This window comes from Wenyingzhuangia gilva, assembly GCF_030519655.1.
GTDB classification, from domain to species: domain Bacteria; phylum Bacteroidota; class Bacteroidia; order Flavobacteriales; family Flavobacteriaceae; genus Wenyingzhuangia; species Wenyingzhuangia gilva.
On sequence record NZ_JAUMIT010000005.1, the window covers coordinates 299,345 to 311,793 of the forward strand.

Below are 12,449 nucleotides of genomic sequence, written 5' to 3' on the forward strand. Positions count from 1 at the left end.
AAAGCACCTCATTTGAGGTGCTTTTTTGTTTTATCTAATTTCTATAACGATTATTAAAAACTATTGTTTATTTTGAGTTGGATTATTAATTTTTTGAGATGAATGTAATGGTAAGAAAAGGCGAGTTAAAAGATGCTCGTGGAATATTTTCGTTGATTAATCAATTAGCCAAATTTGAAAATGAACCCGAAGCAGTTGAAGTAACTTTGAAAGATATTGAAAATGATGGATTTGGTAAAAATCCAAAATTTGAAGTATTTGTAGCAGAATTAGATGGTGATATAATTGGTATGGCTTTGTTTTACTATAGATATTCCACTTGGAAAGGAAAGACATTGCATCTAGAAGATTTAATCGTTCAAGAAGATGCAAGAGGTAAGGGAGTAGGAAAATTGTTGTATAATAAAGTTTTAAAGTATGCCTATCAACAAAAGTTAAAAAGAGTAGAATGGGCTGTTTTAGATTGGAATACACCAGCTATTCATTTTTATGAAACTTCAGGAGCCGTTGTTTTTGATGATTGGCGAGTGGTACAAATGACTCAAAAACAATTGAAGAATTACATTGATAGCATTTAATTTTTTCATCTATTTATAAAATAAAAAAATCCCAAAGCAAAACGCTTTGGGATTTTTTAAATAATGATAGTTACTAATTATTTAGCAGCTTCGTAGTTTGCAGAAACAGCATCCCAATTAATTACATTAAAAAATGCATTGATATAATCAGGTCTTCTGTTTTGATAATTTAAGTAATAAGCATGTTCCCATACATCTAAACCTAAAATAGGTTGATTACCACAAGTAACACCTGGCATTAATGGGTTGTCTTGGTTAGGAGTAGAACAAACGTTTACAGCTCCACCTTTCGCAACACATAACCATGCCCATCCAGATCCGAATTGAGTAGCAGCAGCTTTAGAAAAAGCCTCTTTAAAAGCTTCAAAAGATCCAAATGCAGCATCAATAGCATCAGCTAAAGCTCCAGTTGGTTCTCCTCCACCATTTGGAGACATTACGTTCCAAAATAATGAGTGATTGTAAAAACCTCCACCGTTATTTCTAACAGCTTTGTTTTCCATATCTAATCCGTTTAATATCTCTTCGATAGACTTTCCTTCTAAGTCTGTACCAGCAATGGCAGCGTTTAAGTTTGTAGTATATCCGTTGTGGTGTTTGCTATGGTGTATTTCCATAGTTCTTGCATCTACATTAGGTTCCAATGCATCGTATGCATAAGGTAATTTTGGTAATTCAAAAGCCATTTTGTTATGATTTTTATTGTTTCGTACTCAAAGATAATTAACTATTTTTTTTTCAAAGAATTTTTAGGACTTATTTACAGAAATCATTAAACTGTGAAAATATAAAATTCTTAAAATTAGGGTTTTATGAATTTAATTCATAAATTTAAGATGATTCATGGTAATACGAACCCCTTTCATGTTTTTGTTTAACTAAAACTGTTTTCCATGAGTAATTCTATTTTTACTTCCGATGGACTAAGTTCCATGTATCATGTTATTCTAGATTCTATCTATAATATTGTTAAAGATATTTTGAACCAGGTCAAAGTGTTGAATACAATTCAGAGAATTATTATAGCTATATACTTTTTCTTAGTGATATTCTTTTTTAGTATGGCAATTTACTATGCTTTGTTTCAGCGTTGGTTTTAGTTTTATAAGCTTCGAAGACAAAATATACAAATACAATTACATATTCTAAAAATACCAACCAAAGATTTTCTTTGTAATTGTGGTTTTTATATGCACTATAACTAAGGATAATAGTAAAACTCCATAAAACAGGAAAGGTGTAATTTGTAAAAATACATAAGAATAGAGGAATAGCTATGTACCAAGGGTGAACTACGCTTGCCAACAAATAATAGCTGATGATTAAAAACAGCATGCTGGTTAAAAGTGTTTCTGTTTGATTGTTTTTTCTGAAGAGAGAAATAAGGATAGTAATACCAATAATAATAAAAGGCGTTGTTTTTCCAACCAAACCAATGATGTTATAGCCTTTAATCCAAAAGCCAATTTCTCTAACAACATAATAAATACTAGCATTGAATTCAAAGTTTTGAAAATAGAGTTCTATACTAGACATAAAGTTGTTTACTAAATCTTGACTTAAAAAAGGGGTGAATAGTATTACGTTAATCCCTAAAACAATTGCTCCATAAATGAATAGATTTTTGAATCCTAATTTTTTGTACAGAAGGGGAATAAAAAGCAATGGAATTAATTTGATTGAAACTGAACAAGCCCAAAGGGATGCAGATAAATGATTTTTGTTTTGAAGTAAGTAATAAATACTTGCGCTAAGAAAAGCAATCATCATTCCTTCGTAATGTAAGTTGCCTGTGATTTCAATGATGATAAAAGGGTTGATGAAATATAAGAGTATTTTTCTTTTATCAATATTTAAGTTATCTAAGATCTTGAGGCCAAAATATAGGGAGATGATATCAGCGATAATTAATGTTAATCTCATTACAATAGTGCTAATGAAAATACCATTTTCTGAAATGATGGCAGGAATGCTAAACGCAAATTGATTTAAAGGCGGATAACAAGTAAAATGACTTCCATTCATACTTCCCATGCCTTTATATAATTCTATTCCGTTAGAAATAAGCTCAGGATTATTTTTTGGTAATATTAAATATGGATTGATCCCGTTTAACAAAGCTCTCCCATCCCATAAAAATCTATAAAAGTCATCAGAAAGATTAGGGATGGCTAATAAAATGACCAATCTAAAAAGGATTCCACCAACAATTAGCCATTTTATGGAGAGGTTGCTGAATTTATATAAAAGTCCAAATCCAATAAAAAGAAGGCTATAATAGGTGAAAACTTTGTTAAAATCTGTTCTAGGCGTTGTATAGCCAAATAAATAATAGGTTATAGCGGAAAGAAAAATGACTAACAAAGCGTGTTTGTTAGTCATTTTAAAAGATTTTATAAATAATTTCATTAGGCTTTTATTGAGTCTGATCTGTCGAAACAAAAACAGCTTATTTACATTACACTTTTTTAAATACAGAGGTATAAAATATAAATCCAAAACCTAAAAATAACATCACATGAAATATAATCAATCCGCTGTCAAAAGGAATGTACCAAGCATCACAAGGAGCTAAGCCAAACATACAGTCTTTGTCATAAACTTTTAATTCATTTCTTCCTATATATCTTACCAACCAAGCGCTTAGAATACCAAATAAAAAGTAAAGACATAAAAATCCTTCGTAAATCACATTTTTTGAAGGCTTTTTACGAATGTATTTGTTCTTTTTCCAACCATCAATAGATTTGATATTAAATTTTGGAGTTCTAACAAATTCACTACGTTTACGTCTATGTCCTTCAATCACTGCACCAGAGTTGTTTAAAGACAATCCCATGGCAACACTAAAGAAGGTTAGAAAAGTTCTGATGTATTGTAAAAATCCTTTAAAACCAGATTTTTTTTGCACATGTTTAAACATATACCAGTAACAAATAAAGAAAATAAGCGTACTGATTCCGAAAAAACTCATGGCTATAAAATAACCTTTAAAGTCTTCAAAATAGTTTTTAACATATAACATAGGAACACTTAAAACTCCTACAATTAATACATTTAAAAACATAGTGCTATTTAAAAGATGCATTACACAGTGTGCTTTGGTTTTGAAAGATAAATCAGAATGAATAATTTTTTTAAACATTTTCTGAAAATTTTCAGCCCCACCTTTGTTCCATCTAAATTGTTGAGATCTTGCAGCGCTAATCACTACAGGTAATTCAGCTGGTGTTTCCACATCAACCAAATATTTAAATTGCCAACCTTTTAATTGTGCTCTATAACTTAAATCTAAATCTTCTGTTAAAGTATCTCCTTCCCAGTTACCAGCATCATAAATACATTCTTTTCTCCAAACCCCTGCAGTTCCATTAAAGTTGATAAAATGTCCTTTAGAGTTTCTACCCATTTGCTCTAAGGTAAAGTGAGCATCTAAGGCAAAAGCTTGAATTTTAGTTAATAAAGAATAGTTTCTGTTAATATGTCCCCATCGGGTTTGAACAACTCCAATTTTTTCATCCTTAAAGTAAGGAATGGTTTTGTACAACCAATCAGCTTCAGGTAAGAAGTCAGAATCAAAAATGGCGATTAATTCCCCTTTAGCAATAGCCAATCCTTCTTTTAAAGCACCAGCTTTAAAACCTTGTCTATTGGTTCGAGTAATATGAATAATGTCTAAACCTGTTGCCGCAAGTTTATCAACCCTTTCTTTTGTTTTGATCACGGTTTCATCCGTAGAATCATCTAAAACCTGAATTTCAAGTTTTTCTCTAGGATAGTCTAATAAAGCGATGTTTTTTAACAATCGTTTCATTACGTATTTTTCGTTAAATACAGGAAGTTGTATGGTAACGTAAGGAATTTCATCAGGATTTGTTAAATCGAATTTAGCAGAACTGTCTAATCCTTTTCGATCTTTTTTCCTAGCCTTAAGGTAATTGAACAGTAAATTTAACTGTGCCAATGCATAAAAGAAAACCATTACTAACGAGACTAAATATATAATTAAAAGTATGCTACTGATAATGTATATGATATCGTTAGTAGATTTTGAAAGCGTAAATAGTAAACCGTACAACATTACTTGAAACTATATTTAAAAATCCAACTTAATATTTTAATTCCGGCAAAGATAGTTCCTTTTATCGTACCTGAAACTTTTGAAACCCCAATTCTTTTCTTATATCTAACTGGTACCTCAAGATAGTTAATTTTTTGTTTAAGAGCCTTTAATTGCATTTCAATTGTCCAACCGTAGGTCTTATCTTGCATGTTTAATTTTAGCAATGAATTGTATTTAATAGCTCTAAAAGGGCCTAAATCAGTGAATTTGGCATTAAAAATAATTTTCATAAGACTGCTTGCCAACCAATTTCCAAATATTTGTTGGGGAGTCATGGAATTTTTTTCTCTTCCTTGTTGATGTCTTGATCCTATCACAAAATCATAATTTTGTTCAATAATAGGAGTGACCAAATCAATCATTTCTTCTGGATAGTCGGAATAATCTCCATCTAAAAAAACAACAATATTTGGGTTGATATTGTTTTTAGCAATATAATCCAATCCTTTTAGGCAAGCATAACCATAACCTTTTTGTGTTTCTAATAAAACAGTAGCACCAGCTTTTTTTGCAACTTGCTCAGTATTATCGGTAGAATTGTTGTTAACTACTATAATGTAGTTGGCGATATCCTTAGGAATATCATGAATTACGTGAGCAATAGATTGCTCTTCATTATAAGCAGGAATAATCACTGCTATGGTGTTGTTCATATAATTATGTAGTTGATATTTTATATGATTAGGAATTCTTTTTTGTCATGCTAAGTAAGTCCATATCATTCCCCAAAAGTATATCATTTACTTGAGTTCTACTAATACCTGTATCAGAACCATTTTCTAATTTTAAAACTCCGCGAGGACATACGGCTGAACATATACCACAACCCACACAAGAGGAACGAACAATGTTCTGTCCCTTTTGAGCGTAAGCCCTAACATCAATTCCTTGTTCGCAATAAGTTGAACAATTTCCACAAGAAATACATTGTCCTCCGTTGGTTGTAATTCTGAATTTAGATTTAAAACGTTGCACAAATCCCATGTAAGCTGCTAAAGGACAACCAAACCTACACCAAACTCTGTTTCCCATAATAGGATAAAACCCTGTTCCAATAACTCCAGAAAAAATAGAACCTATAAAAAATCCATACCAAGTTTGTACATCATAAGCAGAAATACCAAAGGCAATTACTTTCCAACTTTCTATATGAGCGAAATATACATATAAGGTCAAGGCGGTCATTAAAGTAGCAAAGACCAGTACTCCATGTATCAACCAACGTTCTACTTTCCAAGAAAATAAAGATTTGTCAGACAATTGTCTGTAAGGATCTCCTAGAGTTTCTGCCAAACCACCACATCCACAAACCCACGAACAATACCATCTTTTACCATAAAAATAAACCATAATTGGTACAATAATCACAGTTAAAGCAATTCCCCAAACGAGCATAAAAATTCCTAAATGCCCACTATTTAAAAGATTATTGATGTTATAATCAAAAAAGAAAGTATAGTTTAAAGGCCAAGCATTTTTAAAATCAAACCAAGGCTTGTTAAAGGCAACTAATATTTCAGGAATTAAAAATCCAAAGGCAATTTGAAAAAATAAAACTACTGTAGTTCTTAATAATTGATAACTATTGTGGCGATATTTAATAAACATTCTAACAGCAAAAACAGTCATTACCGAGCAATACATTACTCCATATAAAAACCATTGACCAGCATCGTTTCCACTTAAAAACTGATTAATTCCATTTACCGATAAAATAGGATTGATGATATAATTAGGAAAAAAGTAAAGCAACACATAAAAGGCCATAAAAAAGAAAGCGGTGATAAAACCAATGATTCCTTTGTTGGTAGCACTGTGTTGAAAAATTCCGTTGTTTTTAATTCCTGCCGGACCTAATAATTTATAATTGGGGATAAAAATCATGAGACCACCAAGGATGGCAAATCCAAAAGTGATAAGAAACCAAAGCGTAGGGTGTTGTTTGTACCAACCAATTACAGAAGCTCTGGCCAAAGGATAAATAAAATCTTTAGAGGTTTTACTCCATTTAAGGTGAATGATTTTACTCCAATCTGTTTTTGGCTGACTTTTTTGATATTGATTTGATGCTTTTGCTTGATCAAGAATAATCTGTGATAATTCCCAAGTACTCATTTGTTGATCAACAATTGCTTTTTGAGTATGGTTTATAAAATATTCACTTTTAATATTTTTACTTTGTATCCAGTTTTCATAAGTAGCTGTAGTTACTTTATGAGTTCCTGTAAAAACACTTCCTATAAAAAAGGCAAAACCTAAAAAAGTTAAAAAATATCCTATGTTTTTAATTGCTTTCATTTATGTTTTAGTTGATGGTTGTCAGTTGTTGGTTTTTTGTATTGCAATAAATGCTATAGTAACTAAAAACCACAAACAAATAACTAGGCGAAAATTCGTTTCCAACTTTTCTTTTTTGCAGTTAAAGTAGTTCCATTTTCTGAGTTGAATTTTGTAATGATTTCCTCCTCATATTGTTTGTAAAACTCAGGATCAAAATTGGCGTCTTTTAAATGTTCTAACACATATTCAATGCTTTTTTCTTCGGTTAACCATCTGTCAAATAGTTGATGTCTTAACCTTATACCCAAAGTATTGATTCCAATAAATTTTCTTGAAATTTTATCAAAATTAAAATGCAAACACTTTTTACCATCTTTATGTTCCCAATAAAAACGAGCTTCATTTTCTTTAGGTAATGCAGTAATCCATCCGTAGGTTTGATATTCAATATCAAAAAACTTAGCAGAGTTAAACCAATGTCCCGGACTGTATTTTGTGGGAATACCACAAATAGTTCTAGCAACGGTTTCTCCCATTATTCTACCTGTATACCAAACAGCTTCAATAGGTCTGCGTTCTCCAATAACAGATTGTTGCTCTGCACAATCTCCAATAGCATAAATATTAGGAATGTTGGTTTCTAAGTTTCTATTAACTAAAACACCTTTATCTGTTTTAATGTCTGAATTTTTTAAGAAAGAAATATTAGGACTTACTCCGGCTGTTAATCCTACTAAATTACAAGAAATAGTTTCTCCTTTATCGGTAACAATGGCTTTTGCTCTTCCGTGTTCGTCTGATAAAATTTCTATTAAATTGGTGTTTAAGCGTAAGTCTATGTGATGTTCTTTGATGTGCTTATTAATCATTTCAGACTCTTGAGCAGGTAACACTTTGTTCCAAAAGCTAGTTTCTCTTACTAAGAAGGTTACAGGAATATTTTTAGAAGCAAACATTTCAGCCATTTCAAAACCAATCAATCCACCCCCAACAATTACTGCTCTTTTACAATCTTTAGCGTAGCGGTTAATTTCATCTAAATCTTGTTTAGAATACATCCCCATCACTCCTTTTAAATTTTGTCCAGGCCATCCAAATTTATTGGGGGTAGAACCTGTGGCAATAATTAAATCATCAAAAGTAATTGTGGTATTATTGTTTAGCACTAATTTTTTTAATGTTGTGTCAATCTTTTGAACATATGCTTGAACTAATTCAATTCTGTTTTTCTTCCAAAACCAATTTTCGTAAGGTTGGGTGTGCTCAAATTTCATATGTCCCATAAAAACATACATCAAAGCAGTTCTAGAAAAGAAATACTTGGTCTCTGATGAGATGATAGTAATGTGATAATCAGACTTTTTTCTGATGTGTCTTGCAGCAGTAACACCTGCAATTCCATTTCCTATAATAACTACGTGCTTCATGTAGGTTTTTTTGTTAAGATACAATCTTTAGGTCGTAAAGAATTTTATAGACTTAATTTTTGAAACACATTTAGAACAATTTCAAATTAGGAATTGTTGATAGATGTTTTAGTTATGAAGTATTACATTTTTACAGAGATTTCTTGATCCTTATCTAAATAAAGTTTTACGTATTTATTTTTTCCTTTGTAGGAAACCCTAATAATATAATCTCCCTTAAAACCTCTAACTTTTGCAGTCCCTATGTTGTTTGTATTTAGCAATTCTTGAGTGTTAAATTCTTTGCTAAAAGTCTTTATCCACTGTTTACCACAAGCAGTAGGTGTCCCATCATAATTAAACAAAGCCCAAGGTTTATTTCCTTTTTTATTGTTGTTAAAAGTCCAATGCCAAATTCCCTCTACCTTAGGGTGACTTAAATAAATCAACATAAATTGTTCTACAATTTGTTGTTTTTGTATGTCAGTATATCGAAATTTTGGTTGATCTCTTACTTCAAATTCTGTAGCTTGATAGGATAGATTAAATTCATCAAAATATTGAAGGCGTTTGTACATTTCTTCTGGAGAAACAAAACCATTTTTAATTCTTGACTGAAATCCAATACCTTCAATAGGTCCTCCTTCGTTGATAACTTCACGAATAATATCTTTATATTTTTTAGGTCTAGCGTAAGTATCTTTTGTGGTACCTGATATAATTCTGTTTTCGTTGATATAAAGTTTAACCCCAGGTCTGTTGTATAATTTTCTATAATAATCAGCTCTTTTAAACCAATAGGTTACTAGGTTGTTAGGTGTTAAATCATTCGCTGCATGATTTTCTATAGGTTCATTTAAAACATCCCAAGCAGTAACATTCCATTTTTTAATACCGTGTTCTATGTGTTGTTCCATTAATGGAATTACTTTTGCGGCTTTTTCGGTATCACTCAAATCTTTGTTAGTGATAATTTCTTTTTCTTCTGATCGTAAAAATTTTAAACCATCATATACAAGGGTATGTCCTCTCATAGTGATGTTATGTGCCGTAAACCATTCAGCTGCTATTTCTGATGCTTTTTCTTTTGGATTACCTCTTTGTTTTTGTTTCAATCCGTTTTCAAAACCAGCTGCATTAAATAAATTAGCAAAGTTTCTTTTGTAGATATCGGTATATTTAGAGGCCATAAAATCATCTTCTACAACTGCTCCAAATTGAAATTTATGTCTTACCAATTTTATATCTATTAAGGCATTTTTTAAAGGAAGGCCTTGCTCATTAAGTACATGAATGGTAATGTTATTTTTTCTATATAAATCTATTCTTTTTATTGCTTCTTCTTTCCATTGAGGACCTTGAGCTGTTATTGAGTTTGTAATCAATAAAAAAAAGAATAGCATTAAAGTATTGATGATTTTCATTTTAAGGGTATATGGGTTCTTATACAAATATCAAGAAATATAATTTAGAAAATACATGCAGGATTAGTTAGTGGAGTTTATTAGTTGATTTTTGTACCTGATTAACAACACCCACCACCATCGTAATGATAGGTAGATTCTGAAAAGTAAATATCATCTCTGCCCAAATCTTTTAAAGCTTGAGCCGTTTTATCGCAAATGGCTAAAGGTTGATTTTTTAACAAAGTATGTCCTTTACCATCGTCAAAAAACGCTTGATCACCATAATAAATAGCTGCTTTTCCTGTAAATATACAAGGGCCGTCTTCTGGCATAGGATCTTTAATGGCTGCTACCTCAATAGACTCAATGTAGATTAGTTCTTCTGTAGGGTAATTTTTAGGATCTAAAATTCGGTAAGGTTTTCTAGCTCTAATTTCAATAGTTCCAAAACCTGCATCGGTTAACATTTTAACATATTCAGCTATAGGTAAACTACCACTTAAGCACAAAGCACGCAAACGTTCATCGTTACGTAAAGTGTCGTTCATAGGTTGTTCACAAGTAGGATCACTCATCACCAAACGACCATGCGGTTTTAAGACTCGGTACATTTCTGCAATGGCTTTTTTTAAATCGTCGGCTTTAAAAATATTGAATAAGCAGTTCTGTGCTGCCACATCAATAGAGTTGTCATCAACAGGTAAATTTAAAGCATCTCCTTTTCTTAAATCGACAAATTCTTTATTGAACCATTTATTTTTTTCTTCGGCTTCTATAAAATTATTGGCTGATGCTTCTAACATTTCATCCACCACATCAATACCAATCACACCATTTTTTTGACGAGAAAAATAGGCGAATTGTAATAATTCCATTCCGCCACCAACACCAACATATAATATTTTTGGACTGCGAGATAAATCACGAGCATGCACTGTTGAACCACAACCGTAATTCATTTCTTGCATTATTTTTGGAATGGTTAAACCCGGTAATTCCCAAATAGGATTGGTGGTGCAACATAAACCAACATCAGGGGTTAATGCTGCTTCTTTATATACGTTTTTGGTGGTTTCTAAGTAACTCATAAGTTTTGGGTTTTTCAGTTCTCAGTTTACAGTTTTTATTATTGTTTAAAGCTGTCTACTGAATACTGTATTACAAATAGCTTTAATTATAACTGCTCAATTAATTTGGTGAATAAAGTAATTAATTTTGGTTCTGCTTTGGCAGCCATTTCAAAAATTTCTGGAATGTTGATGGGATTTAAATTCATAGGATCACATTCATCTGTTAATACAGAAATTGCAGCACAAGGCAATCCAATTTGATTGGCAACTATCACTTCTGGTACGGTACTCATTCCTACGGCATCGGCACCAATAATTTTTAAATATTTATATTCCGCCCTAGTTTCTAACTGAGGACCAACCACAGATGCGTACACTCCTTTGTGCAGATTGATGCTATTTTCTAGAGCAATATTTTCTAATTGTTGATTCATATTTTTGTTATAGGGAGCAGACATGTCCACAAAAATATTCCCAAATACTTTGGCGTTTTTAAAAGCTAGCGGAGAACCTCCTTGTAGATTGATATGATCTTCAATTAACATCAATTCTCCTTTGTTAAAGTTTAAATTGATGGCACCCGCAGCATTGGAAATCAATAAATGTTGTGCTCCTAAAGCCTTCATCACTCTTATTCCGTAGGTTACTTCGTTAAAATTGTATCCTTCGTACAAATGAAAACGACCGTTCATTACCACAACTTCTTTGCCTGCCAGAGTTCCAAAAATCAATTTACCTGCATGAGATTCTAAAGTAGCGGCTACAAAATGCGGTATATTGGTATAATCAATTTCATGAGTAATATTAATTTCATCGGTTAATTGTCCCAATCCAGTTCCTAAAACGATGGCAACTCGTGGAGTTTTTATTCCTTTTGATGTTAGAAAATCAACACTTTCTTGTATGTTTTGTAAAGTCATTATTTATAATCTTTTACATGATGAAATAAAAAAGAATCTTCTTCAATATCTTCTAACAAATCAATATCATTAAGTTCATCCAGTAGGGCAATTTCTTCTTCGGCAAAATCCAATAAAGTATCTCTTAATACGGTGTCTGTTCCCCATTCTTTGTTTTGAAAAACATCAGTTCTAGGTTCTTCTAATCCTAATAAATAATAGCCACCATCTTCAGAAGGACCAATTACGGGTTGCTGTTTTACTTGATCAAAAGCATCTTCTATCATTTCTTGCGTTAAGGTATCTACATCACTACCAATCATCACAATTTCAAAGTATCCTGCACCGAACCCTTTAAAAAAAGCATCTTGCATTTTGGCTCCTAAATCCCCTTCAGCTTGAATCATTTTCATGTAATCTCCTTCATCCCAAAGATCCTCAAATTCTATATCATCCGTGTAAAACACCCATTTATCAACCTCTAAATTTTTAGTAATTTGATGTGTGTGAATTAATAAATCTTTGTAAACGGCTAGGGCAATTTCATCAGAAGTATCTTTTGCCAATCTTGTTTTTACTTTTCCTAATTCGGGTTTTCGTGTGAATATAATTAAGAGTTGTTTGCTCATTTTATATGATATGTTTATTCGTTGAATTGTTCATTTGTTGAACTGAAAATCTGTTTTT

Annotated in this window: 11 protein-coding genes; 1 reads left to right on the top strand and 10 read right to left on the bottom strand. The window is 31.6% G+C overall.

All coding sequences use genetic code 11. The annotated features are described in order from the left end of the window. Nucleotides 1-98 precede the first annotated feature (98 nt). Nucleotides 99-578: a GNAT family N-acetyltransferase gene (locus QVZ41_RS11330; RefSeq protein WP_302884691.1), complete on the top strand. Its 480-nt coding sequence runs from the start codon at nt 99-101 to the stop codon at nt 576-578. Nucleotides 579-655: 77 nt separating this feature from the next. On the opposite strand, the gene QVZ41_RS11335 is transcribed toward QVZ41_RS11330, so the two are convergent. From QVZ41_RS11335 to QVZ41_RS11380, 10 genes are all read right to left on the bottom strand, one after another. Then, nucleotides 656-1,264 (bottom strand): superoxide dismutase, encoded by a 609-nt coding sequence (locus tag QVZ41_RS11335; protein WP_302884692.1) that lies wholly within the window; start codon nt 1,262-1,264, stop codon nt 656-658. A gap of 370 nt (nt 1,265-1,634) precedes the next feature. Continuing rightward, nucleotides 1,635-2,987 (bottom strand): MptA/MptB family glycosyltransferase, encoded by a 1,353-nt coding sequence (locus QVZ41_RS11340; protein ID WP_302884693.1) that lies wholly within the window; start codon nt 2,985-2,987, stop codon nt 1,635-1,637. A gap of 49 nt (nt 2,988-3,036) precedes the next feature. Continuing rightward, nucleotides 3,037-4,659 (bottom strand): cellulose synthase family protein, encoded by a 1,623-nt coding sequence (locus tag QVZ41_RS11345; protein ID WP_302884694.1) that lies wholly within the window; start codon nt 4,657-4,659, stop codon nt 3,037-3,039. After that, nucleotides 4,659-5,354 carry a glycosyltransferase family 2 protein gene (locus QVZ41_RS11350; protein ID WP_302884695.1) on the bottom strand — a complete coding sequence of 232 codons (696 nt, stop codon included), beginning with the start codon at nt 5,352-5,354 and terminating at the stop codon, nt 4,659-4,661. Before QVZ41_RS11350 ends, QVZ41_RS11345 begins: the two co-directional genes overlap by 1 nt. Before the next feature lie 28 nt (nt 5,355-5,382). Further along, entirely contained in the window at nt 5,383-6,999 is a 1,617-nt protein-coding gene (locus QVZ41_RS11355; protein WP_302884696.1) for a 4Fe-4S binding protein, read from the bottom strand. Between the two features lie 83 nt (nt 7,000-7,082). Beyond that, on the bottom strand, nt 7,083-8,408 hold the full coding sequence (locus tag QVZ41_RS11360) for an NAD(P)/FAD-dependent oxidoreductase (RefSeq protein ID WP_302884697.1): 1,326 nt from the start codon (nt 8,406-8,408) through the stop codon (nt 7,083-7,085). Between the two features lie 122 nt (nt 8,409-8,530). Beyond that, on the bottom strand, nt 8,531-9,811 hold the full coding sequence (locus QVZ41_RS11365; protein WP_302884698.1) for an endo-1,4-beta-xylanase: 1,281 nt from the start codon (nt 9,809-9,811) through the stop codon (nt 8,531-8,533). Nucleotides 9,812-9,912: 101 nt separating this feature from the next. Beyond that, nucleotides 9,913-10,881 (bottom strand): arsenosugar biosynthesis arsenite methyltransferase ArsM, encoded by a 969-nt coding sequence (arsM, locus tag QVZ41_RS11370; RefSeq protein ID WP_302884699.1) that lies wholly within the window; start codon nt 10,879-10,881, stop codon nt 9,913-9,915. Between the two features lie 86 nt (nt 10,882-10,967). Then, nucleotides 10,968-11,783 carry a purine-nucleoside phosphorylase gene (locus QVZ41_RS11375; protein ID WP_302884700.1) on the bottom strand — a complete coding sequence of 272 codons (816 nt, stop codon included), beginning with the start codon at nt 11,781-11,783 and terminating at the stop codon, nt 10,968-10,970. Then, the gene (locus QVZ41_RS11380; RefSeq protein ID WP_302884701.1) at nt 11,783-12,391 is read right to left on the bottom strand and encodes a TIGR04282 family arsenosugar biosynthesis glycosyltransferase; all 609 of its coding nucleotides are present in this window, start codon (nt 12,389-12,391) and stop codon (nt 11,783-11,785) included. Before QVZ41_RS11380 ends, QVZ41_RS11375 begins: the two co-directional genes overlap by 1 nt. Nucleotides 12,392-12,449: the final 58 nt, after the last annotated feature.

Bases quoted from the DNA above. Each gene is read 5' to 3' on its own strand.
- QVZ41_RS11330 (WP_302884691.1), top strand. From the start codon at position 99: ATGAATGTAATGGTAAGAAAAGGCGAGTTAAAAGATGCTCGTGGAATA.
- QVZ41_RS11335 (WP_302884692.1), bottom strand. From the start codon at position 1,264: ATGGCTTTTGAATTACCAAAATTACCTTATGCATACGATGCATTGGAA.
- QVZ41_RS11340 (WP_302884693.1), bottom strand. From the start codon at position 2,987: ATGAAATTATTTATAAAATCTTTTAAAATGACTAACAAACACGCTTTG.
- QVZ41_RS11345 (WP_302884694.1), bottom strand. From the start codon at position 4,659: ATGTTGTACGGTTTACTATTTACGCTTTCAAAATCTACTAACGATATC.
- QVZ41_RS11350 (WP_302884695.1), bottom strand. From the start codon at position 5,354: ATGAACAACACCATAGCAGTGATTATTCCTGCTTATAATGAAGAGCAA.
- QVZ41_RS11355 (WP_302884696.1), bottom strand. From the start codon at position 6,999: ATGAAAGCAATTAAAAACATAGGATATTTTTTAACTTTTTTAGGTTTT.
- QVZ41_RS11360 (WP_302884697.1), bottom strand. From the start codon at position 8,408: ATGAAGCACGTAGTTATTATAGGAAATGGAATTGCAGGTGTTACTGCT.
- QVZ41_RS11365 (WP_302884698.1), bottom strand. From the start codon at position 9,811: ATGAAAATCATCAATACTTTAATGCTATTCTTTTTTTTATTGATTACA.
- arsM (WP_302884699.1), bottom strand. From the start codon at position 10,881: ATGAGTTACTTAGAAACCACCAAAAACGTATATAAAGAAGCAGCATTA.
- QVZ41_RS11375 (WP_302884700.1), bottom strand. From the start codon at position 11,783: ATGACTTTACAAAACATACAAGAAAGTGTTGATTTTCTAACATCAAAA.
- QVZ41_RS11380 (WP_302884701.1), bottom strand. From the start codon at position 12,391: ATGAGCAAACAACTCTTAATTATATTCACACGAAAACCCGAATTAGGA.